Below are 26,097 nucleotides of genomic sequence, written 5' to 3' on the forward strand. Positions count from 1 at the left end.
CTGGCACCTGCTCATTCGGCGAAGCAACATTGCACACCGGCCTTGATGATGTAGCGCTTGACGGTGGTTACCGATACGCCGAGCCGCTCGGCAATCTCGGCATGCGCCATGCCGTCAAGCTGGGACCAGAGGAAGGCCTGACGCACCGGGACTTCCAGCCCGTCCATCAGACGGTCGAGTTCCTGCAAGGTCTGCAACAGGATCGCCTGCTCTTCCAGCGAAGGCATCAATTGCTCAGGGACGCTGGCAAGCACTTCAAGGTAGGCGCGCTCCAGCTTCTGCCGGCGGAAGTGGTTGCTTAAGACGCTGCGCGCAACGGTCACCAAAACGGCGCGCGAATCGCGAATCTGTATCGGTTCATGCTTGGCCAGCAGGCGTACGAACGTGTCCTGCGTAAGGTCTGCGGCGCTGGCGCAGCAGCCCAGCTTGCGTCTCAGCCACCCTTGCAACCAACCATGGTGATTGACATATAGGGTGTGAAATTCCGTTGAGGTAGCACCGTCAGTCGTTGACATGATGAATGAGCACTAGCTTGAAAATATAATTATTATCATAGGCAACTGATAATTTCTACCGATTGGCTGGCTTCTCCCTTCCACGGCGGCGATGCCAGAAGCCTGATGGCAGCATCAGTTATGACATGTAAAGTCAAGCTCATAGGCTTGGGGGTAAGTCTTTAATTTGTAGAGGGATGTCGGCTTACAGATCAAATTAATGAGAGCTGAGATGTGAGAACTATTTCTAAATAGATTGTGTGGATAATTAACCACCCTGTAACGGCAGTGATATTTCAGTAGGAAGATAATCTGCAGTAGAGAGTCTTCGTGTCAGTGACTTGAGTCGAGGAATGGACGCTTGTCCATCCTCAGGCTAATACTTAGTTATCTGCCTGAAGAGGTGCAGAGCATGCAAACAAATTTGTTATTGTTTGTCGCAATGCCAATAAAGAGTGGGCAAGCTCTTTCAGCAGTTTGGCGTTATACTGCAACTATTTCGGTCGGCTTCGATATTTATGACAATTAAGAAAAATAAGACTGGTTCCAACCTATCCGACCAAAGCTCTTGCAGAGGCTGCACGCGCAAAGCTGAGCAGAGAGAGCTTTAGTCCTGAAGAACGATCCCCACTTTGCGTACAGGATCTTCGATGTTGTAGTGAGGTCGTTTAATATCCAGTCCCGGCTATCAATGGTACCGCGAGCTCTTTGGCCGTAGGGGTTATGATAAGAACGGTGGTATGGGTGTCTGCGCGATTTCGATTGCTCGCATTCAAAGATATTTTTTGAACGTGCTAACGGTGAGGGCCACCATAAAACCCAGCAACGCAGAACATGGAAGTAATACCCAATTGGGGCTCAGCGACCAAGGGAGCGATAGATAGATTACCCAAGGGCTGACCATCAACGGCAGCAATGTTCGCTTGGCTCGGTGATAGACGAAGCTGCTTTCCCTGTCCGCCCCGAACTTGCGGAGGTCGCGACGCATCAACCCGTCAACCAGTCCGGTGACTACCGCGAGTAAGAAAAGGGGCGTTGCGAGAGTGAGCACAGTCAAGCGCACCACGAACGTGAAAACTGTGAATAGAGCCGCCAGCAGGTAATCCTGGCCAGCGACATACGCCTGAGCAAGTTGTCCTTGCAGCGACGACTCGCGACTGAGCAATTTCAGCTGGATGTCGGATTGTGCCCAGCCTGAGCGGACTACAACCCAATCGTTTAGGCGTTCGAGGATTTTCGTGGCCGCTTGTGCTGGCTCTTGCACCAGGAGCGAGCTCCTAAAGTGGCTGCTGAGCCAGCCAAGTTCACTGAGCCACATGGCATGGCTGTGATGCCAGCCTTGGTCGGGCCAAAACCATAGCATGCCTACGAACTCCAGCAGGATGGAGAACAGCAGGGAAGCAAGCAGCAGGCCGAGCAATCGCAGGCACAGCTCAAGCGTGCCGAGGATCAGACTCGGTCGTCGTTGTGTTTGAGTCGGGTTGGTTGGGGCAGTAGGCATGGAAGGCTCCCAGGTGGTCGTGGGCTGCCAGGTGATCACGAGGAGTATTTACGCCCGGGTGGTGGCATCTCTGGATCAAAATCGACCGTCGGTGCGCCACCGGCACTGCTCCACCAACTCCCTGCATTGGCGTTGTAGGACTCGCGCATGCGCGCAGCCAGCGCTTGCAGATCTGCTGGCATCGCGTCGTCGCTGGCGGGTTTGGGCAGCGGTATCCGAACCTTCCACAGCTGCCCGCCTTCTTGGAACGAGAACATCTGGCCCTTGGGTAGGGCGATGATGTGCGCGGGTTCGATCAGCGGCACGGCCGTGGTGGTGACCCGGTCCTGCGAGGACGACGTGAAGTCGGTACGGGCATCGGGATCGGCCGTGTCGGTAGCGCCGGAGACCAGCGTACGCGTCTGCACATTGACCCTGGGCAGTTGATTGGTCAGGAGTTCGGCAGTCGCGGTTTCCCGCACGCGGAGTATCTGCAGGGTGTTGAAGTTACCGATCACCTGGCCAGCTTTGGCCCGGCTGCCGATGCGTGCCTCGATGTCGCTCAAGGTCTGGGTGTACGCGGTAACCTGGATACCGGCACCACCGCCCTTGTTGATCAGCGGAATGAACTCGTCGCCCATCAGCTCGTTGAACTCGTCGGCGTGCAGGTTGATGGGCACCTTTTCGGCCGCTCTGGAGGAGCTCGGCAGGCCATGGTCGATGCCGTGTTTGTAGATATGCCCGGCCACGGAGACCAGGTCGGCAAACATCGAGTTGCCGACCGCGGCAGCGACCTCGGCATCGGACAGTGCATCCAGGCCGACGTAGACGATGCCGCGTTTACGGATGACCTGCAGCCAGTCGAAGATTGGCCGTGGATCGTCGAGGTCGGCATAGTTGGGGGCCAGCAACTGCGCCGTCTTGCCGCTGGTGAGCTTTTCCAGCAGCGGCAGCAGCGAAGCGACGATCTTGTCGAAGTAGGTGCGGTCGTAGCGCACCGCCGAGCGCAGGCCATCCATCACTGGATCGAAAAGGCGCTTGGCAGTCAGGTACTGCTCGATGGCGACCACGCGTTTCTCGCGGCCAATCATGTGCCGCGGCACGTTCTTCTCGTTGAGCCGAGCTTCGAGATCCACAATGGTCTCCCACGCCTGCGGGTCATGGCGGGCGAAGAAGTGCTGGGCATATTCAATGAACAGCGCGTCGATGTTCACCACATGGCGCTGGATCTGCAGGTAGTCGGGGCGCCGGCCGAGCTCGATCAGCGCCCGGGCGATGATATTCACGAAGCGCCAGGCGAACTCGCGAAACGCCGCCGAGTTGCCTTCGCCGCTGAGTTGGCCGGCAATCCGAGTGGCGACTTCCGAGATGCGACCGAAACGGCCGATGGCGTTGTAGCGTGCGGAAATCTCCGGCCAGCCCAAATGGAAGACGTAGAACTCGTGCTCACGGCCGGCGCGTCGCGCTTCCACGTACATGCGCTTGAGCAGGTCGGCATCGCCTTTGGGGTCGAAGACGATCACCACTTCCTGGCTCGGCCGGTGGATGTCCTGGGTGATGTAGACCTCGGCCAGGCGCGTCTTGCCGACCCGGGTAGTGCCCAGGACCAGGGTATGGCCCACGCGCTCGCCCAAAGGCAAGGAGGCTTCCTGTTCGTTGGGCTCGACGCCGTGCAGCAGCGGGGAGCCACCCACGGGCGGCAGTGGTCGTACCGGGTTGAGTGGGCTGTCCCAGGCGGTTATCCAAGGCAAGATGGAGAGCCCTGGCGGTGCTTTTTCCAGGAGATGCTCCAGGCGGCGGGCCCACTGGTAGGCGGCCGACTGGTTGACGTAGCGGGCCAGCGCGGGATCCTGCGCTTCGAGCAAACGCTGGGTGTGCAGGCGGCTCCAGCGAAAACCACGGCCCATGAACAGGCGCTTGCTGCTGATAGGGATCTGTCGGCTGGTCAGCGAGTAGCGGGGTAGGCGGCGGATGTTGCGTCGATAACGCAAAACAATGCGGGCCTCATTGAGGCGCTTGAGGCCGAAGGCGGTATAGGCCAGGGCCATGCCGGCGCCAACTTCCGGCGACAGCGCCACCGCCCAGGGTGAATGCAGGCACAGCGCGCCGGCACCGGCACAGATGCCTACGGTGTACAGCTCCACTGCCGGGCGCAGCAGGGATTCCATCGCATGATCGCCCATGGCACTACCTCACTGTACCATGCCGGTCGGAGTGATCAGTACCGGGTAGTGCTCCAGTTCCAGCCGCTCGGCGATGTCGTCGCCACTCACCGGCCAGATGGCCAAACCAGGCGCTACCGCCTGGATACGCTGCAGCGCTGCGGCATCAACGACTTCAACAGCCAGGCCGTTGGCGCCCAGTCGCTTCAGCGCTGGCGCGTGCTGCGTCAGCCACGCCAACGAGGCGGCGTCCGCCCCAACCAGGAACAGCGGGACCATGCCGGGCAGATCCAGCGCTCTGCGGGGCACCTCACCCGGCGTGAGGCGCGCGCTGTGCACCGGCAAGACCCAGTTCAGGGTTCGTGGATCGGGCCGTTCGACCGCCGTAGCCGACTCAGCGGCAATGACAGGGGGCGTTGGCCCAAGCCATGCCCCGGCAGCCAACGACCCCATCAACCCGCAAATCAGTGCGCCCCGGCGAACGACAATCATGAGCGTGGTCCTCCACGGCTGGACGTGGCGGCTTCAAGGCGCTGCCAGTGCAGGCTGAACTGCGTGCGGTAGCGCGCCGCCGGGGGCCCTCCCGCAGGCCGGTGATAGTGGCCTGCGGCAATGACCCAGTCACCGACGTCGGCGTAGTGCGCGCGCAACAGATCGGCGGTGACGGCGAGGTTGGCGCGCGGATCGAGGGCATCGCAGGCGGTGGGATAGCGCTCCGGGTGATAACCCAGGTTGATCTGGCCCAGGCCGACATCGATGCGCTTGGGATCATGGCGGGTGAGCGCCGCTTTGAGTGCGCTGCAAGCCTGGTCACGGGTGGCGAAGCGCTGTGGCGTACCGGCCACATTCAAGGTCCACGGCCAGGGCAGAAGCCGCCCACGCAACGGTGTGCCGCTCTCTTGCTGGGCAATGGCGAACAACACCGAGGCCGGGATGCCGGCCTGGGCTGCGGCCAACTGGTAGGCCGGCGGAGGCAGGCCGCCTGCTTGGGCCGCCGTCACTCCCATCAGGGTCAGGGCGAGGGTCAATCGACGCGCTGCCATTTCCCTTCCACCTGTTGAAAGCGCGCGGGCAAGGTGCGGCTGGCGCCGAGGGCGAACCAGCGGCCACGGTCATGATTGAGGGTGACCTGGCCGCTGCCAACCTGGGCAGGGGTAATGCCCACCTTGCGCGCCCATTGGCGAATGCGCGCATCATCGCCCTGGCTGCCCACCAGATAGATGTCCAAGTGGGCGCCCGTGCTCAGCCATTGGCGGAGGCTGGCCTCACAGGTCGAACACGGATCTTCCACAAACACCGCATAGCGCGGGTTGCTCGACGGAGGGATTGCATCGCTCAATCCCTGTACCGGCCGCAGCCCTGGGAACAACCGCCCCCAGGCAGCAGAGTAGGCTTTTTGATAGGCCAGTTCGCGCTCGGCACGTTTGGCTTCGAGTCGCACCTGCAGCTCGGCGTAACGCTGGCGCTCCTGGTCCGAGTCGGCTTCCACGCCCAGGGTGGTCAGCGGATCGAGGTGCGGTGACCAGTACTGACGGGGACCGCTCTGCAGGCGCTCGAACTTGGACCATTCGTCGTCGGTCAGGCCCCAGGCCTTGGCCTGTGCTGCAGATCGCGCTTGCTGCAGCGCGGCCTGCTCGCTGGACTGCTGCTGCGTTTCGACCGTGGCTGGGGCACTCCATCCCGATCCCGACACCAGGCAGATGGGGAATAGGAGCAACGAGAGACTGATGAAACGGACCATATGCACCTCGTCATGGCAGGGGCAGCGAACGTTCGCCGAGGCCAGGCACCTGGAACACGGCCTGGTTCCGGCGAATGGCCTTAAGCTGCCAGTCGTTCAAGCTGTCACCGGGCTGCAGCAGGTGGACGGTCGACAGGGCATGCGCGCCGGCCGGTTGAGCCGAGACAAACCGAAGGTCGCCTCGGGTCTCGACACCCAGCAAGGTGAATGGCGGCGTCGGGGTTTGGGTTTTGGCGGCCGGTTTGGCGGGGGCTGCAGGCTGGGGTTGTGTGGATGGCGCAACCGGGCGAGCCTCGAGGGCGTGGACGGCGGTTTCGGCGTTGCCCATGCGCTGTTCCAGCGCGGCCAGGTCGGCCTTGGTCGGACCCAGCGGCACCGCTTCAATGGACTTGAGCGAAGCGTTCACCTCATCCAGCTGTTTGCTCAACGCCGCGAAGGTCGCGTCCTGCTGGCGCTGGTGCTCGCCCAGCGCGTTCACTTGCGCTGGGAGTGCCGCAAGGTCGGCGCTGAGTGCATCGAGGTCCCGCCACAGCGCCGGTACTGGATCGGCTGGCGCATTTTCCGCAGCGACTAGGAGCCTGGCCAGTTGCTGCTGGTGGTTGTAGGTCGTGGCGGCGAGTACTGCGGCGCCGAGGCACAGGGCCCCGAGCACCAGGGCCTGAAAGTGATGGACCTTCATGGCGCGATCTCCAGGGGCGGGCGAGGTGGGGCGGGCACCGGTGCGCGAAGGGCGTAACACACGCTGCGTTCGACCGGGTCGATCATGAGTCGCCAGGCCGGGCCGCCGAGGATGGTCAAGGCGTCCAGCAGCGCCATCGGCCCGAGTTGGTGCTGCACGGCCGGCAGGGGGCGGCTGAACAAGGTCGTGACCTCGGCGCGGTTGGTGCAGAGCGAGTAGCCCGAGCGCTGCAACACGTGGCGCAACGCATCACCGACCGTCGCATGCAGCGCCGGTGAAATCTGCACGGTGATGAGCTGGAATAAGGGCTGGCGTTGTTCCAGCGTCGGTCGCGTGCTGACCAGGGTGTAGCGGTCCTGGCGGACCCACGCCGGTGATTCTGACAACGGCTTGGACGGGGTGGCCGGAGCTGGTACGGCTTTGGCTGGCGCTTTCGATGGGGTGATGGCAGGCGACGTGTTGCAACCCGCCAGCGCGAGCATCAGGACAAGGTAAGGAAGTGCGGGCGTGTGCATGAGCAGGTCTCGACAGATGTTGCCGACACCTTGGCAACACGCGCGAGGTGCACCCACTGAAAAACCGAAGTTCCCCGTCCGGGTTATCAGGCTTAGTCCATAAAAAAGGCGCCCAGCAGGGCGCCTTAGGTCAATCGTCAGCAAACACTGGCAGTCCTGCCAGCGGGGCTGCATCAGGGTCAAACACCAGGAAGCGCGTGTCGGCCTGGCCGGCCAGCAACAACAGGGTCATCAACACCGGCGGTACCTGTTCATCCAACAGGCGGATGCAGACGTCCGCCGCTGAGCAACCGGGACCTTCCACGTGGGCGCTGCGGTGCCAGGGTGTGGAGTACAGCTTGCAGCCGACGGAGCGGTTGCTGACCAATGAGAAACATTCAAAGAAGCCCGCCGGTCGTTCGGAGCGGGCAAGCTGCTGAAGGTAGGCGTACTCGTCGGCCGGTAGGTGAGATGTGCTGATCTCCCAGCTGCGGCTGTACTGGCCGGTGGCAAAGGACAGCTGCTGCATCAGGTGTTCGGCAGCTTTCCGGGTGGGAAGGTCGCAGAGGTGCACCGAGCCACTCAACTGCTTGGCGGTGACCTGGTACAGCACGGTGCTGACCACGCTGTCCGCGGGCAACTGCATGCGAAGGAAACCCGAGACATCCTGGCCTTCCGTGATGACGGCGCAATCGTCATCGAACACGCAGGCCTGAGAGTTGATGTGATCGTCGTTCAACTCCAGCTGGGCGGTGTGCAAGGGGCGATAGCAGGGCGGGCACTGGTCGTCGTAGTGGATCTGAACCACGCGCTTGCAGGCAAATGCATGAAAACCGCGGGCAAACGGGTTGGGGGTTGAGGTGAGCATGATGGCGCTCCAATTAAAAGAGAACGCCACCCCATGCAGGCGGTGGCGGGTGGGGGAGGGTTAAATCCAGCCGTATTCGGCCAGGGAGAGGGGCTGACCTTCTCCGACGATGATGTGGTCCAGAACGCGGACCTCGACCAGCGCCAGGATTTCGATCAGGCGCGCCGTCAGCACGCGGTCGGCGCCGCTGGGCTCGGGGGAGCCGGAAGGGTGGTTGTGGCTGAGGATAACTGCGGCGGCGTTGTGTGCCAGTGCCTTGACCACCACTTCACGGGATACACCGAAGCCCCATCGATGCTGCCGAAAAACAACACCTCGAAGTCCAGCACGCGGTGCTGGGAATCGAGGTACAGCAGGGCAAACACCTCGTGGTGATAAGGCGCCAAGCGCAGCTTCAGGTAAGAGGCGGCGTCGGCCGGCGTGATGAGGACTTCGCCGCGTTGGAAGTAGCGTTGGTCCAACAGCTGCAGGGCTTCGTTGATCAGTGCATCTTCGTGGGCGCGCTGGGTCAGGACGGGGTCGAGGGGCTCGACCAGGGTCAATGGCGTGTTCATGAGCAAAGCCTCATATGCAGGAGCGCTCCGGGAGGAGGCCCCAAGTGGGTGAGATCAGGCGGTCACAGGCGGGTGAACCGATGGCGAGTGCCGTGCAACGGTGAGTGGCAGCTTTCGCAGGGGCGGGTGGAGAACGAGTCGATGCCGATGCCGGTGTCCGGATCGAAATCGGCGCTGAACGGCAGCAACGCTTGCACTGCCTCACGTATCTGCGCGATTCGCTCGTCAACTTCGGCCTCGCTGTAGTACAGCGACAAGGTGCTGAAGTCGTCGTAAGCCACCGCCTGCAGGCAGTCTTCGCAGAGCCAGAAGCTTTCCATGACAACCTCCGACGTGAATGAACAACAGGCGCTCCCAAGAGCGCCTGTTGTTGGCGGTCAAACTGCCTCAGGCAGATTGAGCTGCTGCGGTGGAGTTACGGGGGGCGGTTGGAGTTGGCTGGCGCTGATCGGAGTCACCGTCAGTGTTTGCCTTGTCCCCATCCGCCTCAGCAGGTTCCATCGCGTCAGAGGCAGCGTCGGTGCGGGCGGGCGCACGGTAGCTGAACTGGCCATCGACCTTGATCCACTCGATGAAGATCAGGCGGCCCTTGAGGCTGGCGCCGGGTTGACCCTTGCGTTCGCCTTTCTCGTACAGGAAGGGATCCACCCAGAGGTCGCCGATGCGAAACGCGATGAGGACCTTGCGTTCAGCGCGGACGTCTTCGAGGTGCTCACGGATCAGCCGTTCGGCTTCGCCGCCAGCGACTTTGCAGTCGAAGCGGGTGTACTCGACGTCGTCCGAGGCACCGTGCAAGGCAGCGATGTCACAGGCCATGAACGCTTGGCCGCGGCGAACCGGGACTTCGCGGACACGGTTCAGGTAACCGATGCCTTGGGTGTGCAGGTTGAAGTAGGTGGTGGGGGCGTTATTGCTTGCGGTGGCCATGGTGGATCTCCTGTTCAGCAGAAACGCGGACAACCACCGGCCCTGGCGGCTGGTGAGTTCCGCAAGGGTGAGGGTGCAAACACATGATCGGTAGAGAGGGCGCTCATCACCGACAGGTCGGTGACCGTGCGAGCTGCCGAGCGCGAGTCGCACTTGGGGAGAACCACCCGAAGCGGGCGCAGCCTTCAAGGTTCTGGCGGCCTGGGAGCTGTCAACGACAGCGGTGTGCAGCTCATCTATAAAACGCCGCAGAACCCCCGTCAACCGGGGATTTGCGGCGGTTTGGGCGGGTGGCAATCAGTGGCTTCCGGTGGATTCTCGGCGGCGAAAAAATAGCCCGACGGTCATCAGGCTAGGAAGAAGTGGACCACCTTTGATCCGGCGATGTGACACCGGAGTTCGTCGCAAACTCTCCGCTGTCGATCCACCGGGATCAACCGACCCTTGTCGTGGCCTAGGTCGGAATCAACTGGCACGCATCCGCGCACAAAAGGTGCCCAGTGTTTCGCCGGCGGGCACCGGAGCTGAGCATCGCCGCCGAAGCGGATGACCCTTGAGGCCTGGCACAAGCCGCATGGGTCATCCACCTAGGAGACTTGGAACGCTGAGAAGTTATCCGCAAAGGCGGTGAAGGATGGCTCCGAACTCTACGAGTCTGACCGAGCTGCCCGGAGCGAATCGGTCTGGGGTCGCCAAGTGGCGTGGGGCAACTTCACTACACCAGCGCGGCGGTGCGGCGTCAAGTCATGTCTTCTTCGGGCGCTTGGCTTTAGTTACCGGCTTGGTGCCCTTGCAGTCCGGGTAGCGGATGCAGGACCAGAAGCTGCCAGTACGGCCTTTGCGCTGGCGCATGCCGCTGCAACACACCGGGCAGAGCGGTCCCTTCGATGGGGGCGGCTGCAGGGTGAGCGAGGCGTTGCTGCGCACCAAGCGGGTCAGCCACTGCGACTGCTTGGCTAGAAAGGTCTCGACGCTCAACTGGCCCGACTCAATTCGGCCCAAAGCCTGCTCCCATAGCGCCGTCAGCACCGGATCGGCCACTTCCGCTGGCACTGCTTCGATCAGGGTGTGCGCCGCGGCTGAGGCGGCCAGGCTGCGTTTCTTCTTGGTCAGATAACCGTGGTCGATCAGCCCCTGAATGATGGCCGCGCGGGTGGCTTCGGTGCCGAGGCCGCAGCTCTCCCTGAGCGTCTGCTTGAGCCGCAGATCGGCCACCTGGTTGGCGATGGTTTTCATCGCCTTGACCAGCGTGCCCTCGGTGTAGGCCTTGGGGGGGTGTGTGCGTTGGATAATGGCGGCGGCGTCAGTCAGCGCCACCGAAACGGATTCTCGAAGTGTGGGTAGCCGTTGAGTCTGCTCGCCGGGCTCATTGCCGTGGGTTTCGTTGATCACCGCTTTCCAACCGCGCACCAGGATCTGCTTGCCCCGGGCCAGTAGCTGGTCGGCCTGGCTGTGCAGCAACACCTGGGTTTTCAGGTACTCATGCTCAGGAAGGAACTGAGCGAGGTAGCGGGCGCGGATCAGCGCGTAAACTGCCTGCTCGCGCTCAGACAGCTGAGTGAGGTCGAGCTTGATGGCGGTCGGAATGATCCCGTGGTGCGCGGTGATCTTGCTGCTGTTCCAGGCGCGCGAGCGGCGACACGGATCCAGCGCTTTGATGACCTGACCGAGCGCAGGGCTGGGAGCCACCAGGGCATGCAGTATGCGGGGCACCTCATCCAGCATGCTCTCGGGCAGGTAGCCGCAATCGGTGCGCGGGTAGGTCGTGGCCTTGTGGGTTTCGTAGAGGGCTTGGGCGATCCCCAGCGTTTCCTGGGCGCCGAGCCCGAGCTTGGCCGAGCAGACTTCTTGCAGGGTGCCGAGATCAAACGGCAGTGGCGGCCCTTCGCGGACGTGTTCCACCTCGATGGTGCCAATACGGGCCGTTCCGTGTTGGCTCAGGCGCAGTGCAGCTTGCCTGGCGGCCGCTTCATCAAGGCAGCGGCCCTCATCGTCGCAGACCGAAGCCGGAGGTTGCCAGCTGGCTTTGAAACTAACACCGTCTGCCACCAACTGGGCGTCGACGTTCCAGAAGGGGTGCGGCACAAAGCTCGCGATGGCCCGGTCGCGTTCGACTACCAGGCGCAACGTCGGGGTCTGGACGCGGCCAACCGGCAGCACACCATCAAAGCCGGCGCGGCGGCCGAGCAGGGTGAACAGCCGGCTTAGGTTGATGCCCACCAGCCAGTCGGCACGGGAGCGGGCCAGTGCACAGTGGTACAGCGGCAGGGTCTGTTCGCCCGGACGCAAGGCGGCCAAGGCCCGGCGGATCGAGGCTTCATCCAGGGCGGACAGCCACAGACGCAGGACCGGCCCCTGATACTGACAGCGCTCGAGGATCTCCCGGGCGATCATCTCGCCCTCGCGGTCAGCATCGGTGGCGATGACCACCTCAGCGCACCTTTGCAGCAGTTGGTCGATCACCTTCAGTTGGCTGGCGACCTTGGGCTTGACCACCAACTGCCAGTGATCGGGGATGATCGGCAGGTCGTCCAACGACCAGCGTTTGTAATCACCATAGGACTCAGGGGGCGCGGTTTCTAGCAGATGGCCGATGCACCAGGTGACGGTGACGTTCTGGCCCTGCAGGTAGCCATCGCCGCGCCAGCTGGCCTGCAGTACTCGGGCGATGTCACGGGCTTGGGACGGTTTCTCGCAGATGAACAGGCGCATATGCGGGCCCTCTCGGTGGTTTCCGACAGGGTGGGGGTGTGGCCGTGAAGCGCCAGGGTAAAGCCGAAAACGGAGGGATCGGTTCGACGTTTCAGCGCAGGGCTAAAACCTTACTTGCGTTGCGCAAGATGAGTGGCCAGCGTTTGCAGAAACTCCAGGGCGAACTGTTTATCGGCATCGCCCAGCTCCTTGATGATCGCGGTGATCTGCTGGCCCTGGTCCTGGGGGCGAGGACTGATGGCCAGCAGCAGCTCATCGACGGGGCAGCCATACAGGTCAGCCAACTGCAGCAACTTCGTCACGGACAGCTCCACCAGGCCACGCTCCAGACGCGAGACGGCCTCGCCGGTAATGCGCAGGTGTTCGCCGACCTGCTCCTGGGTCAAACCACGGTCGCGACGGTACTTCGCCAACTGGCGGCCAATGTGATGTGGGCTAGGCTCTTTGACGGGCAACGGGGCGCTCTCCAATTCGATCCATATGGTTGACTACCCACCCAAGGATATGAGCGGCTCAGAGAGTTGACTGGCAACCCTATGAGGCGTATCACGAAAAATAACTGCAGGACCCGCCCGTCCACACGGAGGCTTCAACTTGCACGGATCCCACCAGAGTGAGGCAGACAAGTTAGCGATCAAGGCCTACGAGCTGTTCATGGCCACGCAACTGGAACCGGAGAATGGGGAGGCGCGCGCGCACTTGATTGCCTGGGTTCAGGAGAGTCCGGCGCACTGGCGGGCATTCCTTGCCCTGGATCAGTGCCTGACGGAGGTGAAGCAGTTGCTGGAGAGTGAACGGCGGGGTAAACCCCGACCCAATAGAACGCGCTAGAGGGGCCAGTACTGCTCGCCGGTTGGGCGGCGCAGCCCCTGCGGTATCGCGCAGGGCGCAGTGATTCCACTGAGTTCCACGGATCACCCGGCCTTGCGCGGGGCTTTCTTGCCACCGCCTTTACGCGTGGCGCTGGGAGTGTCTTGAGCTTTCTCACGCATCGAGACCGAGGCCAGGCGATGCGGCAGGATACCAATGCGCCGGGCCTCGACCTTGAAGGTCACCCGCGCGTTGTCCTCGCTGTCTTCCCACTCCTCCTTGACCGTGCGGCCTTCGACCAGGACGCGCATGCCTTTCTGGTACAGCGTGCTCCAATGCTCGGCATCGCGGTGCCAAAGCTCGACGGGCGCCCAGTAGCCGCCGCGATCCTCGTAGCCACCCTCGCGCGGTACCGGGTTGTCGAAATAGACGTTCAGCCGCAGCAGGCGTCGTGGTTCATCCGGGTTGGAGTTGAACTCCTGAAACTCCGGCACACTGCCGATGTTGCCTTCACCTACAAACAACGTACTCATGCGGGTCACTCCTCGGTGGGGGAACGGGTCAGGGCGAGTTCGGCGGCCTCGAGCTTGCCGGCACCGGCGACAGCCTGGCGATACAGTGACTGCAGGCTGCTCATCTGCAGGTTCAGCACCACCCGGTTGGTCTCCAGCTGATACAACGCCTGCCGCAGTTCAGGGTGCAGATGCGGATGAACCACCGCCTCCTGCCACACCTGCACGCCCATGCGCTGAAAGTCCGGGCTGCGCCAGCGCAGGAAGTCGGTGCCGGTCGCGCTGTGCTGCACGACCAGTCGCAGTTCCAGCAACGAGAACGGGGGCTGCGCCATGATCGCCAGCATCACTGCCATCAACTCGGCGACCTGGGTGCGCAGGCGCAGGATCGTCTCGGCGAACTGCTGCAGCTCCCCCTTACCCTTAAAAGGCTTTAAAAGGCCTTTTAGGGAGGCACCTTGTGCGAACTCACGATAGACATCTGCTGACAAACGCCGGGCAATCGCGTCGGCCAAGGTCATGCCTCACCTCCTTCGGCCGGTTCTTCTGGCTCAGGGAGAGCTTCGACCTCAGGTTGGTCGTGTTGATCCGACCCAGCGGGTAGCGGTTCTGAGGTACCCCGCGTGATGGGCGGGGCGAATTGGGAGCGGTGGCTGCCCTCGAGGATCTTGCTTGGTGGCGTGCCGAACTTGTCGATCGCTTCACGGGCGCGGGCGTTGTTGGCGGCCATGTCATCCCGACTGACCCCTGCCAGCCGGTAGCGCTGGGCCAGACCGAACAGGCTGCGCAGCTCGTGGGCGCCGCGATCGATCCAGGTTTCCATGTCGGGGCGGCCGATTAAGGCGGTGTGGTGGGCGAGCAGAACGCGGCGCACCAGGGCGTCGTAGTCGGTCAGCAGGTAGACCGCGAGAAAGCCAAGCTGGCTGCCGATGAACAGGGGGAGGGTGACGGGATGGATATTGAGGTTGTCGCCGATGTCGACTTGGGTGGGCAGGGCGCGCTCCACCCGACTGACCTGCTTGGTCAGCGCACGCAGTTCGGCCTTGGCCTGCAGCAGCTTGTCCTCCAGTTGCAGCATGAACCAGTCGGCGAAGGGGTCATCCTGGCTGCTGGCGTGCTTGAGCAGGTTGGTGACGCCGATGTAACCGGGCATGCCCATGATCGCGTGTACCCCTTCGCGGCCCATGCGGCCTTGCCACAGCCGCGCCGCATGATGGGTATGCAAGGTGAGGGTGATGCTGCTGCGCAGGGAGCCCAGGTTGAGCTGGTAGTGATCGGTCATCGCCAGTACCTCGCCGTCGGAATGACGCCGACGATGGGCCGATTAGTGCGGTTCGACGCGAATCAACATGAAGGTGGTCCGCTCGTAATTTCAGGCGGTGGATCTCGGTGGATTCAATGGCATGGGCATCAAGTCCACCGAGATCCACCCCTAGGTCGGCGCAAGCGAACCACGACAGCGTTGTTTCAGTTCCTCCAGGCAGGAGAGGGCGAGGGGCGAGGCGGTGCGCTGACCACCGCGCTTCGGTCGTTCGCTGGGAGGCTCTGCTGGCACAGGCCTCGCTGGATTTGAAGTCGGTCTTGAGGTCTTGACCTCCTCGGTACGCGCGGCCCACAGGGTGAACTCGCCTTGGCAGGCGCGTTTGATCAAGCCCATCAGGTAGGCGACCGGTTTTCGGATCTCGCCGCGGGCGCAGCGCACCGCCGCTTCATTGATCACCGCTTGTTGCTGTTCCGGTTCGAGCTGGCGCATCGCCTGGGAGGCCATGCGCCGCTCGGTCGAATTCAGCGGTAAATCTTCAGGCCAGCGTGCACGACCAAACTCGACCTGTGCCAGTACTGTACTTTTTTTGCTTTGGTCTTTCTGTACTGTACGGCCGGCGTCGGCATTCCGAACCACAGCCGAATCCGGTGCATTGCCGCACAGTTCGGAATCGGTGGCCGAGGCGTGAGGATTCCGAACGGGGTGGAGCAGGCCAGGTTCGGAATGTTGCGCCTGCGCGGCTTCGTTGATCAGCAGCAGCGAGTGTTGCTGTGTCGGCGGCAGTGCGCCCAGCCTGTCCTTGTCGCCTTGGACGACTTGCGGGTCGGCTTGAATTTCGGCCAGCACATGCTGCGTCACATCACGCACCCCCTTGGTGGCGTGGCTGAGGTTCTGTTGCAGGAGATCCGCGTAGCCGCTGTCCAGCTCAAGCTGCTCGGCCGCCGTCAACGGATCGCCGTGCAGCACGTAGATGCAACCGCGCAGGCAGCCTTGGGCATCGCGCGAGCGGTCGACCAGGCTGAGCCAGCGGGTGGTACGCAGGACGTTCAGTGCGCGGGCGATGGTCTCGCGCGACGCCTGGGTGCCACAGGGGCTGGCTGCCAGGTAGGGTTGCAGGTCCTGGTAGCGGGGCATTTTAACCTGGCGTTCGGTGATCAGCCAGCGCAGCACCTGCCAGGTGTTGCGCTCCAGCGGGGTCAGTCGACGATCGAGTAGCAAGGCCTGCGGCAAGGGATTGTTGTCGCCGTAGTAGATCGTGCGCAGCGCGGGCTCCGCAGCAGCCGCTTGTTGGGCCTGGGCGGCCTGAAACTCATTGCGGCGTCGAAGGGCGTCGTAGCACTGGCGCACCACGTCCTGCCAGTCCACTTCGTAGAAGCTCAGCATGGCGTACCTCCGTACAGTTCGACCTGTTGCCAGACCTGGGTCAGGCTGATGTGCTGTTCCTCGGCCAGCATCATCATCGTGTCCAGTGGATCGTTGTCTGGCGCCTCCGCCCGTAACTGGCTCCAGCGGTTCCACACCGCATGCTCCTGGGCTTCACTGAGCTGGACCGGCCGGCCGCGGTGGGTTTCGATTTTCAGTATTCGGCGGCGCAACGCCGTTTCCGAATGGTCCAGGCCGAAACAGCGGTACATGATAGTCGAGCTCGCGCCGAGCTTCAGTGCCCGGTTGATCAGGCGTTCGTTCTGCTCGTCGCGCTCGGCCTGGACGATCAGGCGGCGCAGGACGGTGATATCAACCTTGACCTCAACCCAGGCGATTGATGAATGCGCCAAGTGGGACAGGGTGGTCGGAGGCAGCGATTGCAGGACCTCGATGTCTTCGTCGGCCAGGCCCAGCGCTTTGCAGCGCTGCAGACGGCCATGGCGCAGCTCATGCAGCACCTGGTTCAACATCGCATGGTTCAACAGATTGAAGGTCGTGCTCATGAGGCGGCTCCTCACTTAACGCGTGGACGACAGCGTCAGGTCGATCAACTGCCGGGCGTGGCGGATCAGGCTGAACAGCTGCTCCAGCTGGGTATCGGGTAGTCGTTCGAGGCCCACGGTTAGGGCAGGGCGCTCGGGGAAGGGCAGGTCGTAGGTGCCAATCAGCAATTGGCCAAATAGCGCAGCCGGCAGCTGCTGACGTTGTTGCGAAGTCACGTCGTCCTGCAAGCGCAGCAGGGCTGAGAGCAGTAGCTGAATGCCGGTATGTCTAGGGCTCAGTTGCTCGCCATGCTCCAGCGTAAGGGTAAAACCCAAGCCCTCTGCGTGCGGCGTGACCATGGCACTGGCATCGGCATATGCCGCCAGGTCTGTCGCCAGGGCGGCACAACGCTCACGCAATGCAGTGATGTCACCCTGTAGCGGTGCGAGAGGTGAGGCGGAACCCAGGGAGGGCTCACCGGCATCAAGGGCGTTTGGCACCCTCGCAGCAAGCGGATCGTCATCACTCAGCGCCTCGCGGATGTTTGGGAGGCGTGGAGTCTCGGCTGCCGCAGTGTTGTCCGCACTGCTCATCGGCTCCGGTGCGGGCGATTGAGGCGCCGATTGTGCTTCATCTTCGACAGGCAGCTGGGGGGAGCACTCACCTTGTGGGGCTTGCGGCAGCGGCTGAGGCGTTTCCGCAGGCGGCGTTGAGCGAAGCGGTTCCTGATGCATTTCCAAGGCGAGCAGGCGGGGCGTCTGCTTCAACTGCACCGCCATCCTGGCAATCAGCTCATCCTGCAGCTCACCCCAGTTCAGATCGGGCTTATCACTGTCGAATGCCGACAGCACTTCGAACCAGAGCAGTGCGAAGTGTTGAACGTCCCCCAAATACTGATTCCAGATCGACTCCGCCCGGCGCCGCAGGTTAATGATCCGGGCGATGGTGGGTTTGCCAAGCCCGGCATACAACACCTGCGGGATGACCGGTAGCAGGTGTTCGAGCGTGTCGAACATGCGGCTGATATGCGATTGTGAAATCGGGTAGCCGCCCTTGCTCAAGCGTGTGGACAGTTCACGCTGACTGAGAGGGGCATCGGGCTCTTGTAACATGTCCCTGAGTTTTGCCACCGCGAGCGATCGCTCAATGAACGTGAGCTGGCCATGCAGGTCACTTTCGGCCAGGTGCCCGATCAAGGCATGCGACTCGGACTGCCAAGGGCGGAACAGGCAGTGGATCTGAAAGAATCGCTCCTCGCGGGTTTCCTGCCAGAGTTCGCCGAGGATGCTCAAACGGGTGTTGCCGCCATTGCGGATTATGAAATGCGGCTCATCCGGACGGCGGGTGATCGCAGGGGGCTGATCCAGGCCGCGTTCGCGGATCGAGGCTTTGATCTCGTCATACAGCGGGTTGCGAACCACCCGCGGGTTGAGCTCGTAGGGGCGCAATTGCTCCAGGCTGACCACCAACGGTGTATCCCCGACCGGCACGGGCGAGCTGTCGAGGCCATGTTTCTGTGGAAAATGCGCCTGCTGCAACTGTCGCGTGATGTCTTCGGAAGAGGGCGGCTTCATCGCAAAACCTCCCATCAGCCGCGACGGTTGAGTCGGCGGTCGATCACTGACGCTTGGCCGGGCAGAGGCGCGTCCGAGCCGACAAGTCGCTCAGCCCACTGCGGGAACAGCTCGATGGCCAGCTCAAGCATGACCGCCGCGCCGCAAGGGCCTCGGCTGCCAGAGGGTGGAGTAGGCTCGACGCGGTGCACCGGCAGGCCGAGCGAGGCGGCATTGGGGTAGGCCACACGGTCAGGAATCACCGTTGTGCAGACGCTGACATGCGGGTCGCCTTGGAAGGACGCCTGCAGGCTGTGCATGATCAAGCGGGTGTCACGGCGATTGGCTTTGACCTGGTTGAGCAACAGCTTCACCGACGGCAAGGCAACGCCCAGGTAGCGGTAGGGCTCCAACTCTTCAAACAGCGCCAGCGTGCCGCGTCGCAGCTCACGTGCGGCGAGCATTTCTGGGGGGACCGGGCACAGGGCATAGTCGGACGCGAGGATCACCATCTCCACGACTACACTGCGCGCGCCTTGGGTATCGATGATCAGCACATCGTAGAGCTCCTCGAACGCTGGCAGAAGATTATGAAGGCGCAGACGACCATCGGCCGCGTGCAACAGCAGAGTGCTGATGTGCCCGGCGCGATCGTTGGACACTATCAGGTCCAGGTGCGGGATGACGGTGGCGGAAATCACCTGTTCGGGGGCCGTGAGCCGTTGCGCGATGAGTTCGTAGCTGCCAGCCTCACGGGATTCGCGCAAGGCGTAGTAGCTGGACAGCGTCGGTTGGCTGTCCAGATCCAGCAGCAGGACGCGAAGGCCCGCATCGGCGAGCACACCACCCAGGTTGGCGGCGACGGTGGTTTTACCCGCGCCGCCCTTGGTCGAGATCAGCGAGAGGACGTCCATGACGCTACTCCCTGACCGACAGTCGATCATGGACCCACTGCTCGATCTCCAGCGAGTCCCAGCCGACGGCGCGGGTACCAATGCGCCGGCATTGGGGGAATAGACCGGCTTTCATCAGGTTGTAGATGTGCGAACGTTTGAAGCCGGTTTTCAGTTCCACCTCATCGCGGCGCATGATGTGGCGGTCGGCAGGCAGCGGGGCAGGGCTGATCTGTTGCATGATGTCACTCCGTAGCACCATGTGGTGCGCAGTGGGATGTGACAGTCAGTGAAGGTCGATGCTGGAGGAAAAACATTGTCAGGCGATGCCGAGCATCGCCTGACAATGCGGTGTCAGCCCCGTTTTACCTGGGCTAGATGACGGCGAGCGTCGGCAAATCGCCGATCAAGGGTACTTTTGCTCAGGCCAGGCAGACCAGGAAAACGGCGTAGAATCTCGTCGACCAGAGCGCTCTGGGACTTGTAGGCCGATTGCACACGGCCGTCTTTGGATTTACCCAATGTCACTTCCAGCATGGTGCCCACGAGCATGTTGTTCGTGCCTTCGGAGGCCTCGGAAGGAATGCCTTGGGCCTCAAGTCGCGCTGTCAGTTCGTGGTTACACGCGGTGAGCGTTGTCACCTCGTCAACTCTTGCTGTAAGCTCGTCGCGCAGCTTGTCGATCGTGCGCTGAGCAGCAGCGAGCTCTGCTTCCTGTACCAAATGAGCATTGAGACTGACGCAGTTCAAATGGTCGAGGCTCTGCGAGAACAAGAAGGCGGGCTTCTCGTTGGGGTAATTACGTGCGAACCAGACCAGCAGATCAGCACGCTGAATGGACCAGTACTCTCGGCTTACCTGGTTGTCAGCAGTGATCGGTCGGCCCAGGCAGGTCGCGGGTAGCTCACCGCTGACAATGGCGTCGTAGATGCACTCCGCATAAAGGTGCAGGATCGGCCATTGTGGAAAATGCTTGAGCAGACTGCCGGGGTAGGAGAGGTCGACCCGTAAAATCTCGTCTTCGTGGTCGGCAAGGTCACACCAGAGAATGGCGGCATCGATGAGATGGTAAGAGCTTCTGATCGAGATCATGGCACACAGCCTCCAGCTGCGTTCGTCCTGGAATCGCTGGCGGGGGCAGCGTGATCTGTGCCTCTGTCTAGCGAGCCTGATTTCAAAGGATCACTTTTGGGATCCATTGATGGTGACATCGAAGCGATAGGTTGGTTCTTCACGCATTATGCGAACGCGTCAAGTTTTGACGCCGCTCGGGGGCCTGCAAAGGACCGAGGCAGGCCGCGTCATTATTCTGCTCGTGTATCAATGCTGACCACCACCGACATGCCGGGACGCAGACGTGCGACGTCAGGCTGCTCGGGGTCGACGGTAATGCGCACCGGGATGCGCTGGGCGATCTTGACGAAGTTGCCGGTGGCATTGTCGGCCTGCAGCAAGGCGAACTCCGAGCCGGTGGCCGGCGAGATCTGCTGCACATGCCCGTAGAGCTTGAGGTGGTTCAGGGCGTCCACGGTGAAGGTCACCGGCTGGCCGATGCGCACGTCGGCCATCTGGGTTTTCTTCATGTTGGCGATCACCCACAGGGTGTCGGGCACCAGTGCCATCAGTTGTGCGCCAGAGTTGACGTAGGCGCCCAGGCGCGTGCCGATCTGCCCCAGCTGGCCGTCGCGCGGGGCGGTGACGCGGGTGTTGTCGAGATCGATACGGGCCAGTTCGACGGCCGCCTTGGCGTTCTCCACCGAAGCCTCCAGCGAGGCGCGGTTGACGATCACGGTCTCGCGGTCCTGGCGGGCGATCTCCAGCGCGGCCTTGGCATGGGCCAGGCTGGCGACGGCGGCGGCCTCACTGGCGCGGGCCAGGTCCAGGTCGCGGCGCGACACCGAGCCATCGCTGACCAGCGCCTGGTTGCGACTGAGGTCGGCCTTGGCCTTAGTCGCCTGGGCCGAAGCGTCGCCGATGGCGGCCTGGCGTTGGGCGATGGTGGCTTCGGCGCTGTTGCGCTGCTGCAGGTTGTTGGCCAGCGCGGCTTGCTGCTGTAGCTGGGCGATGGCCAGGGCCAGGCGCTGCCTGTAGATACGGTCGTCGAGCTGCACCAGCAGATCGCCAGCCTTGACGAACTGGAAGTCATGCACCGGCACGTCGACGATATAGCCGCTCAGCTGCGGGCCGATGATTGTCACCTGGCCGCGCACCAGGGCGTTTTCGGTGCTTTCGATGGTGCTGCTGAACGGCGGCAGGTTCCAGGCGTAGAGCACTACCAGGATGCCGACCAGGGCCACGCTGGCGAAGCTGATCGTAGACAGGATGCGCACCCGCCGCGTGCGCACCGGGCTGGTCGGTTCGCTGGGCGGCGTGCTGCCTTCCGGGGTTTCGGCGAGGGCGGCGGTGGTCGTGGTGCGGGTTTCTTCGGTCATCGGCTGGCAGTACCGCTGGTGGAGTCGGATGAAGCGGCCTGGCGGGCGACATACCGCAGCCAAGAACCGCGAATGGTAATCCAGATCATGGTCAGCACGGCGATGCTGCCGATCAGCACGAACACGTCGTTGTAGGCCATTATGTTGGCCTCGCGGGTGGCGGCGCTGGCCAGCACGCGCATGCCGGCCTCGCTGCGCAGTGCCGGGTCGGCGAGGATCCCGGCATAACCGGCGCCGCCGCTTTGCACACGGGCGTTGACCAGTGGTTCGAGGTAGCTGAGGCGGTCTATCAGGTGGCTGGAATGGAATTTCTCGCGCCAGGTCTGGAAGGTACCCAGCAGCGCCGCGCCGATCAGGCCACCGAGGTTGTTGCAGATGCCGAACAGCACCGAAAAGCTCACCAGGTTGCGCGGGTTGGTGCGCACATGGCTGATGCCCAGGGCCATCGACGGGCCGAGGAAGAACGTGCTGCCAAAGGCCAGCAGGAACTGGCGGAAGTACATCTGCGCCGGGCGCGTGAGGTTGCTCGAACTGCTGTCCATGAACGCCCCGGCGGCCTTCGCCAGCAGCGAAACGAACAGTGGGATGATCAGGTGCTTGGGGTCAGCGCACTATCCAGGGGCGCGACATCGATGTCTCGCCAGCCGACCGCAATGGCAATGAGTGGATACGCGAATCGGAAGTGGCCTATTCAGTACGGACCAGTACGTTCAAAAACCTGGTGCTCAAGTGGCACAGCGCCACGGTGAGGCGTGATTATCAGGGTGGGCAGGATTTCGACGAGCATCGGCTGATCGTGGTTTACCCACTGACGTTACTTTAAGGAAGGGGAGCAGGTAATGAGATTCAAATTACAGCCCTGTAGTTTTCTGCTGGCAGGGGTTCTGGCCTCTTCCTCCCATGCGGCACTGGCGGCAAATACCCAGGCAATGACCGAAATCTATGCAGGGTTCGGAGACAAACTGCTGGGTTATGCCCTCGCGCCCGATGGCTCGCTCACGCAAAATGGGGTGGTTCAGTTGCCAGCTCCGTTGCAGTTCGCCGTTGCCGACAAGGGCAATCGGCACCTGTATGTGGCGTCCAGCAACATCAATGGAGCTAACCCTGGCGATGTTCACATGCTCAGTGCTTTTACTATCGACCATGCTACGGGGCAACTCATGCCGTTGGGCGAACCTGTGAAGCTGGAGCAACGGCCGATCTACCTGACCCTCGATCGCGATGGCACACATGCATTGCTGGCCTACAACCTGGCGCCAACCGTGACGGTTCATGTACTGCAGCCAGATGGCAGTCTCGGTGCCCAGGTCAAACAGGCGCAACCAATCAAGTCGGGCGTATTCACCCACCAGGTCACGGTAGTACCCAACGATAAATTCGTGATTGCGCCTGGTCGTGGCAATGATCCGAGTGCAAGCCGGCCCGAAGATTTGGGCACCCTTTCAGCGTTTGCCTACTCGGGCGGCAAGCTGACCCCAGCCGGGGTCGAAACCTTTGCTCCCTCCGTTGGCCCACGCCATATCGCCTACCACCCTCGGGCACCCTTGGCATACCTGGCAATGGAGCGGGGCAGCAGTCTCTACACCTACCCGTTGACCAAGGAAGGACGACTGGCCAACAGGCCCGTATTTAAAACCAGTACCCTCGACCCACACTGGCATGCCGAGGCCGATGAGGGCATCAAGAAAGGCGGGGTGATTCTGGTGCGGCCAGACGGTAAGTATCTCTACGTCACCAACCGCTCCGATGAGCTTCAAACGACGGAAAAACCCGCGATGTTCAAGCATGGTGAAAACGATATAGCGGTGTATGTACTGGATGCAAAAACGGGCGAGCCGAAGCTCTTGCAACATATCCCCACGCAAGGGGTAGAGGCCCGCACGATCAGTGTGGCGCCCGGTAATCAATGGTTCATCGTGGGCAACCAGAAAGGCGGGCAAGTCCAGCGCGGTACGGCAACCGAAGCGGAGAAAGCCAATATCGCCGTATTCCGCATCAAGCCCGATGGTACCTTGGCGTTTCACCGTAAGTACGACATGCCCGAACCTGGCAGGTCGCTGATGTGGGTTGAAGCGTTGCAATTGTAACTGCGGGGCTGTTCGATTCCCGCCTAAGCCACGCAAGGTGGCTCAGGCCAAATCTTGAGGAGTGCTTTCAATTGGCACTCGCTGCTGCAGGACGCTCTGCCATCGCGGCAGTCTTTTTCGCGATGAGTCCTGCCGAATCTACCTTCAGGGCGACTACCCTGAGTGAAGTCACATGTGCCATCAGAATAGAGAGAATCCGCGCCTCCGATCATCCTATCCCTCTCAGGAGGCGTTGAAGTGAAGTACGCAACAGGAGAAAGCTCATGCCCTTCGAACCCCCTTCAGACCAGCACCGCGACGGTGTCGATCCGGTCACGTCAGGAGGCGTAAAATCGATCCCTGCGCTTGAGCGCAGCAAATTTGGCGGTACCGATCGCCTGTCCAGGCGCCCGAGCGACGATGACGATACCCCCGTATCGCGCAGCGACCTGAGCAAAGGCCATGACGAACTCATCGAGCATCGTGAGGCGCATATCAACTGGAGCGTCCTGTTGATTTCGTCAGCAGTGATACTGGCGTTTTCCATCACCACGATCCTCATGCCCGATGCTGCACGTGTGGCAATGAAGCAGACTACCGACTGGATCGCGACGAACCTCGGCTGGTACTACGTACTGACGATGACCCTGGTGATCGGGTTCGTGCTGTGGGTCGCCTTTTCCAAGGAGGGGGACGTGCGCATCGGCCCCGACCACTCGCGGCCGCAGTACAAGCTGGTAACGTGGGTCGCCATGCTGTTTGCCGCAGGGGTCGGGATAGACATGCTGTTCTATTCGGTCACCGGCCCGGTCGTGCAGTATCTGCACCCGCCCAGCGGCACCGGCGGGACTGCCGAGGCCATGCAGGACGCAGTGATCTGGACCATGTTTCACTACGGCATCGCGGGTTGGGCGATGTATGCCTTGCTGGGCATGGCCATGGGTTACTTTGCCTATCGATGGGACATGCCGCTGTCGATTCGTGCCGCGCTCTATCCGCTGTTTGGCAAACGCGTGCGCGGCCCGTTGGGCGATGGTATCAGCATCATCGCGTTAGTCGGTACCGTGTTTGGCGTCGCCACATCGATGGGCATCGGCGTGGTACTGCTGAGCGTGGGTTTCGCGCTGATTTTTGGTCTGGAGCAGGGCCTTACCTTGCAGATCCTGCTAGTAGTGGGGGCGGTGGCACTGACCATCGCGGCTACCACCTCCGGGGTCGACCGTGGCATCCGCTGGATCGCCGAGCTGAACCTGTGGAGCGCCGTGGCCATGATGCTCTACATTCTGCTGACCGGGCAGACGGCCTTCCTGCTGAACGCACTGGTGTCGAACATCGGGCAATTTCTCGTCACGTTCCCCGCGCGTACCTTTCAAACCTTCGGCTACTCGCCCGATGGGGCCGGGTGGATGGCGGGCTGGACGTTGTTCTTCTGGGCCTTCTGGCTGGCCTGGGGGCCATTCGTTGGTGTGTTCCTGGCGCGGATTTCGCGGGGGCGCACGTTGCGCGAATTCGTCCTGGCGGCAGTGACCGCGCCGGTGCTGTGCGATTTCATCATTGTTTCGCTGTTTGGCAATTCAGCACTGTTTCAGGTACTTCAGGGCAACACTGCGTTTGCCCAACTGGCGATGGACAGCCCTGAACGGGGTTGGTATGCACTGCTGGAGATGTTCCCGGCCCCAATGTTCCTGATTGGCCTGGCGACGCTATCAGGTCTTTTGTTCTACCTCACCAGCGCCAATTCCGGGGCAATGGTGATGTCGAATTTTTCTGCCTCGATTCCCGACCCATCCCACGACGGGCCAAGCTGGCTGCGCATCTTCTGGGCATTGCTCACGGCCATGCTCACCGTGGCGATGCTGGTTGCGGGCGGGGTCAAGACGATGGAGTACGCCACGCTGATCTTTGCGCTACCGGTGACGATCATTGCTTACCTGGTGATGGCATCGTTCTACAAGGTGTTGCGCATGGAACGCGCTGAGCGCGAGGGGAGAGTGCTGCGTCGCCCCTCCATGGCGGCTATCGGGGGGCATGTCCCGGAGCGCTCCTGGAAGCAGCGGCTCGAGCACTTGCGGGCATTCCCATCGCTGCGCCAGGCCACTCAGTTCCTCAACCGTATGGTTGCGCCAGCACTGGATGAGGTCGCGGCTGAGTTTCGCAATCAGGGCTATGACGTCATGCGGGAAAATGTGGTCAACAGCCATGGTTTCGAGGAGCCGTTGCTGCGGGTCTCGATGGATACGTTCCGCGATTTCCATTACCACGTGGCCATCGTCGAGGCGCCGGTGCCCATGTTCAGCGGCCGCATGACGCGAGAGATCGATGTCTATTATCGGTTGGAGGTGTATACACAGACCGGGTCTGGTGGCTATGACCTGATGGGGCTGACCAAACAGCAGGTCATCGACGATGTACTCGATCGATATGAGACCCACCTGGCGTTCCTGGTCTTTTCAAGTGAAAACGCTACTGCCTCTGTTCTGACACCCAGGCAGTACCAGCCCCCTGAGGCGCCCGATGAATCCGGGCAGGGCCCGCGCTGATACGTCGA

Annotated in this window: 26 protein-coding genes and 2 pseudogenes; 3 read left to right on the forward strand and 25 right to left on the reverse strand. The window is 62.0% G+C overall.

Annotated elements, in window-relative coordinates; genetic code table 11:
• Positions 1-11: 11 nt before the first annotated feature.
• The 25 genes and pseudogenes from LU684_RS09025 to LU684_RS09145 all read right to left on the reverse strand — a co-directional run.
• Positions 12-515 (reverse strand): sigma-70 family RNA polymerase sigma factor, encoded by a 504-nt coding sequence (locus LU684_RS09025; protein ID WP_016488069.1) that lies wholly within the window; start codon positions 513-515, stop codon positions 12-14.
• Between the two features lie 751 nt (positions 516-1,266).
• Complete coding sequence (locus LU684_RS09030) at positions 1,267-1,995, reverse strand: TIGR03747 family integrating conjugative element membrane protein (protein ID WP_024717422.1); 729 nt, start codon at positions 1,993-1,995, stop codon at positions 1,267-1,269.
• 35 nt (positions 1,996-2,030) lie between these two features.
• On the reverse strand, positions 2,031-4,157 hold the full coding sequence (traD, locus tag LU684_RS09035; protein WP_016488067.1) for a type IV conjugative transfer system coupling protein TraD: 2,127 nt from the start codon (positions 4,155-4,157) through the stop codon (positions 2,031-2,033).
• Positions 4,158-4,166: 9 nt separating this feature from the next.
• On the reverse strand, positions 4,167-4,628 hold the full coding sequence (locus tag LU684_RS09040; protein ID WP_230849746.1) for an integrating conjugative element protein: 462 nt from the start codon (positions 4,626-4,628) through the stop codon (positions 4,167-4,169).
• The gene (locus LU684_RS09045; protein ID WP_016488065.1) at positions 4,625-5,179 is read right to left on the reverse strand and encodes a lytic transglycosylase; all 555 of its coding nucleotides are present in this window, start codon (positions 5,177-5,179) and stop codon (positions 4,625-4,627) included. The genes LU684_RS09040 and LU684_RS09045 overlap by 4 nt, the downstream gene beginning before the upstream one ends.
• Positions 5,161-5,877 carry a TIGR03759 family integrating conjugative element protein gene (locus tag LU684_RS09050; RefSeq protein ID WP_016488064.1) on the reverse strand — a complete coding sequence of 239 codons (717 nt, stop codon included), beginning with the start codon at positions 5,875-5,877 and terminating at the stop codon, positions 5,161-5,163. Before LU684_RS09050 ends, LU684_RS09045 begins: the two co-directional genes overlap by 19 nt.
• Positions 5,878-5,887: 10 nt before the next feature.
• Positions 5,888-6,556: a hypothetical protein gene (locus LU684_RS09055; protein ID WP_016488063.1), complete on the reverse strand. Its 669-nt coding sequence runs from the start codon at positions 6,554-6,556 to the stop codon at positions 5,888-5,890.
• Positions 6,553-6,942 carry a PFGI-1 class ICE element type IV pilus protein PilL2 gene (pilL2, locus tag LU684_RS09060; protein ID WP_102082271.1) on the reverse strand — a complete coding sequence of 130 codons (390 nt, stop codon included), beginning with the start codon at positions 6,940-6,942 and terminating at the stop codon, positions 6,553-6,555. Before pilL2 ends, LU684_RS09055 begins: the two co-directional genes overlap by 4 nt.
• Before the next feature lie 259 nt (positions 6,943-7,201).
• Positions 7,202-7,918 (reverse strand): DUF5983 family protein, encoded by a 717-nt coding sequence (locus tag LU684_RS09065; protein WP_016488061.1) that lies wholly within the window; start codon positions 7,916-7,918, stop codon positions 7,202-7,204.
• A gap of 60 nt (positions 7,919-7,978) precedes the next feature.
• Positions 7,979-8,472 (reverse strand): annotated as a pseudogene (locus tag LU684_RS09070) (JAB domain-containing protein).
• A 62-nt stretch (positions 8,473-8,534) separates the two neighbouring features.
• Positions 8,535-8,792 carry a hypothetical protein gene (locus LU684_RS09075; RefSeq protein WP_016488060.1) on the reverse strand — a complete coding sequence of 86 codons (258 nt, stop codon included), beginning with the start codon at positions 8,790-8,792 and terminating at the stop codon, positions 8,535-8,537.
• A 67-nt stretch (positions 8,793-8,859) separates the two neighbouring features.
• The gene (locus tag LU684_RS09080) at positions 8,860-9,399 is read right to left on the reverse strand and encodes an STY4534 family ICE replication protein (protein WP_016488059.1); all 540 of its coding nucleotides are present in this window, start codon (positions 9,397-9,399) and stop codon (positions 8,860-8,862) included.
• A 744-nt stretch (positions 9,400-10,143) separates the two neighbouring features.
• Positions 10,144-12,111 carry a DNA topoisomerase III gene (locus tag LU684_RS09085; RefSeq protein WP_016488058.1) on the reverse strand — a complete coding sequence of 656 codons (1,968 nt, stop codon included), beginning with the start codon at positions 12,109-12,111 and terminating at the stop codon, positions 10,144-10,146.
• A gap of 110 nt (positions 12,112-12,221) precedes the next feature.
• A complete protein-coding gene (locus LU684_RS09090; protein ID WP_024717424.1) occupies positions 12,222-12,566 on the reverse strand; it encodes a helix-turn-helix domain-containing protein in 345 nt (114 codons plus the stop codon).
• Positions 12,567-13,025: 459 nt separating this feature from the next.
• Positions 13,026-13,454: a single-stranded DNA-binding protein gene (locus tag LU684_RS09095; protein ID WP_016488055.1), complete on the reverse strand. Its 429-nt coding sequence runs from the start codon at positions 13,452-13,454 to the stop codon at positions 13,026-13,028.
• A 5-nt stretch (positions 13,455-13,459) separates the two neighbouring features.
• Positions 13,460-13,954 carry a DUF3158 family protein gene (locus LU684_RS09100; RefSeq protein WP_016488054.1) on the reverse strand — a complete coding sequence of 165 codons (495 nt, stop codon included), beginning with the start codon at positions 13,952-13,954 and terminating at the stop codon, positions 13,460-13,462.
• A complete protein-coding gene (locus tag LU684_RS09105) occupies positions 13,951-14,715 on the reverse strand; it encodes a PFL_4669 family integrating conjugative element protein (RefSeq protein ID WP_016488053.1) in 765 nt (254 codons plus the stop codon). Before LU684_RS09105 ends, LU684_RS09100 begins: the two co-directional genes overlap by 4 nt.
• Positions 14,716-14,865: 150 nt before the next feature.
• Complete coding sequence (locus LU684_RS09110; RefSeq protein WP_016488052.1) at positions 14,866-16,080, reverse strand: STY4528 family pathogenicity island replication protein; 1,215 nt, start codon at positions 16,078-16,080, stop codon at positions 14,866-14,868.
• A complete protein-coding gene (locus LU684_RS09115; RefSeq protein WP_232894462.1) occupies positions 16,074-16,625 on the reverse strand; it encodes a DUF2857 domain-containing protein in 552 nt (183 codons plus the stop codon). Before LU684_RS09115 ends, LU684_RS09110 begins: the two co-directional genes overlap by 7 nt.
• 15 nt (positions 16,626-16,640) lie before the next feature.
• Positions 16,641-18,179, reverse strand: a complete 1,539-nt coding sequence (locus tag LU684_RS09120) for a ParB family protein (protein ID WP_016488050.1) — start codon at positions 18,177-18,179, stop codon at positions 16,641-16,643.
• Positions 18,180-18,193: 14 nt separating this feature from the next.
• The gene (locus tag LU684_RS09125; protein ID WP_016488049.1) at positions 18,194-19,072 is read right to left on the reverse strand and encodes a ParA family protein; all 879 of its coding nucleotides are present in this window, start codon (positions 19,070-19,072) and stop codon (positions 18,194-18,196) included.
• Between the two features lie 4 nt (positions 19,073-19,076).
• Entirely contained in the window at positions 19,077-19,292 is a 216-nt protein-coding gene (locus LU684_RS09130; RefSeq protein ID WP_016488048.1) for an AlpA family transcriptional regulator, read from the reverse strand.
• A 113-nt stretch (positions 19,293-19,405) separates the two neighbouring features.
• A complete protein-coding gene (locus LU684_RS09135) occupies positions 19,406-20,143 on the reverse strand; it encodes a hypothetical protein (RefSeq protein ID WP_016488047.1) in 738 nt (245 codons plus the stop codon).
• 212 nt (positions 20,144-20,355) lie between these two features.
• Entirely contained in the window at positions 20,356-21,483 is a 1,128-nt protein-coding gene (locus LU684_RS09140; RefSeq protein ID WP_016488046.1) for an HlyD family secretion protein, read from the reverse strand.
• Positions 21,480-22,088: pseudogene (locus tag LU684_RS09145) on the reverse strand (MFS transporter); the annotation flags it as partial. The gene LU684_RS09140 and the pseudogene LU684_RS09145, both read right to left, overlap by 4 nt.
• Before the next feature lie 23 nt (positions 22,089-22,111).
• Here LU684_RS09145 and LU684_RS30695 point away from each other — a divergent pair.
• The 3 genes from LU684_RS30695 (at position 22,112) to betT (ending at position 26,089) form a co-directional block, all read left to right on the forward strand.
• Positions 22,112-22,306 carry an OprD family outer membrane porin gene (locus LU684_RS30695; protein ID WP_442964201.1) on the forward strand — a complete coding sequence of 65 codons (195 nt, stop codon included), beginning with the start codon at positions 22,112-22,114 and terminating at the stop codon, positions 22,304-22,306.
• A 106-nt stretch (positions 22,307-22,412) separates the two neighbouring features.
• Positions 22,413-23,570, forward strand: coding sequence for a lactonase family protein (locus LU684_RS09150; RefSeq protein WP_016488043.1), 1,158 nt, complete (start codon positions 22,413-22,415; stop codon positions 23,568-23,570).
• A gap of 263 nt (positions 23,571-23,833) precedes the next feature.
• On the forward strand, positions 23,834-26,089 hold the full coding sequence (gene betT, locus LU684_RS09155; RefSeq protein ID WP_016488042.1) for a choline BCCT transporter BetT: 2,256 nt from the start codon (positions 23,834-23,836) through the stop codon (positions 26,087-26,089).
• Positions 26,090-26,097 lie beyond the last annotated feature (8 nt).

The organism is Pseudomonas sp. NMI542_15, assembly GCF_021283425.1.
GTDB lineage: Bacteria > Pseudomonadota > Gammaproteobacteria > Pseudomonadales > Pseudomonadaceae > Aquipseudomonas > Aquipseudomonas fortuita.

Bases quoted from the DNA above. Each gene is read 5' to 3' on its own strand.
- LU684_RS09025 (WP_016488069.1), bottom strand. From the start codon at position 515: ATGTCAACGACTGACGGTGCTACCTCAACGGAATTTCACACCCTATAT.
- LU684_RS09030 (WP_024717422.1), bottom strand. From the start codon at position 1,995: ATGCCTACTGCCCCAACCAACCCGACTCAAACACAACGACGACCGAGT.
- traD (WP_016488067.1), bottom strand. From the start codon at position 4,157: ATGGGCGATCATGCGATGGAATCCCTGCTGCGCCCGGCAGTGGAGCTG.
- LU684_RS09040 (WP_230849746.1), bottom strand. From the start codon at position 4,628: ATGATTGTCGTTCGCCGGGGCGCACTGATTTGCGGGTTGATGGGGTCG.
- LU684_RS09045 (WP_016488065.1), bottom strand. From the start codon at position 5,179: ATGGCAGCGCGTCGATTGACCCTCGCCCTGACCCTGATGGGAGTGACG.
- LU684_RS09050 (WP_016488064.1), bottom strand. From the start codon at position 5,877: ATGGTCCGTTTCATCAGTCTCTCGTTGCTCCTATTCCCCATCTGCCTG.
- LU684_RS09055 (WP_016488063.1), bottom strand. From the start codon at position 6,556: ATGAAGGTCCATCACTTTCAGGCCCTGGTGCTCGGGGCCCTGTGCCTC.
- LU684_RS09065 (WP_016488061.1), bottom strand. From the start codon at position 7,918: ATGCTCACCTCAACCCCCAACCCGTTTGCCCGCGGTTTTCATGCATTT.
- LU684_RS09075 (WP_016488060.1), bottom strand. From the start codon at position 8,792: ATGGAAAGCTTCTGGCTCTGCGAAGACTGCCTGCAGGCGGTGGCTTAC.
- LU684_RS09080 (WP_016488059.1), bottom strand. From the start codon at position 9,399: ATGGCCACCGCAAGCAATAACGCCCCCACCACCTACTTCAACCTGCAC.
- LU684_RS09085 (WP_016488058.1), bottom strand. From the start codon at position 12,111: ATGCGCCTGTTCATCTGCGAGAAACCGTCCCAAGCCCGTGACATCGCC.
- LU684_RS09095 (WP_016488055.1), bottom strand. From the start codon at position 13,454: ATGAGTACGTTGTTTGTAGGTGAAGGCAACATCGGCAGTGTGCCGGAG.
- LU684_RS09100 (WP_016488054.1), bottom strand. From the start codon at position 13,954: ATGACCTTGGCCGACGCGATTGCCCGGCGTTTGTCAGCAGATGTCTAT.
- LU684_RS09105 (WP_016488053.1), bottom strand. From the start codon at position 14,715: ATGACCGATCACTACCAGCTCAACCTGGGCTCCCTGCGCAGCAGCATC.
- LU684_RS09110 (WP_016488052.1), bottom strand. From the start codon at position 16,080: ATGCTGAGCTTCTACGAAGTGGACTGGCAGGACGTGGTGCGCCAGTGC.
- LU684_RS09115 (WP_232894462.1), bottom strand. From the start codon at position 16,625: ATGAGCACGACCTTCAATCTGTTGAACCATGCGATGTTGAACCAGGTG.
- LU684_RS09120 (WP_016488050.1), bottom strand. From the start codon at position 18,179: ATGAAGCCGCCCTCTTCCGAAGACATCACGCGACAGTTGCAGCAGGCG.
- LU684_RS09125 (WP_016488049.1), bottom strand. From the start codon at position 19,072: ATGGACGTCCTCTCGCTGATCTCGACCAAGGGCGGCGCGGGTAAAACC.
- LU684_RS09130 (WP_016488048.1), bottom strand. From the start codon at position 19,292: ATGCAACAGATCAGCCCTGCCCCGCTGCCTGCCGACCGCCACATCATG.
- LU684_RS09135 (WP_016488047.1), bottom strand. From the start codon at position 20,143: ATGATCTCGATCAGAAGCTCTTACCATCTCATCGATGCCGCCATTCTC.
- LU684_RS09140 (WP_016488046.1), bottom strand. From the start codon at position 21,483: ATGACCGAAGAAACCCGCACCACGACCACCGCCGCCCTCGCCGAAACC.
- LU684_RS09150 (WP_016488043.1), top strand. From the start codon at position 22,413: ATGACCGAAATCTATGCAGGGTTCGGAGACAAACTGCTGGGTTATGCC.
- betT (WP_016488042.1), top strand. From the start codon at position 23,834: ATGCCCTTCGAACCCCCTTCAGACCAGCACCGCGACGGTGTCGATCCG.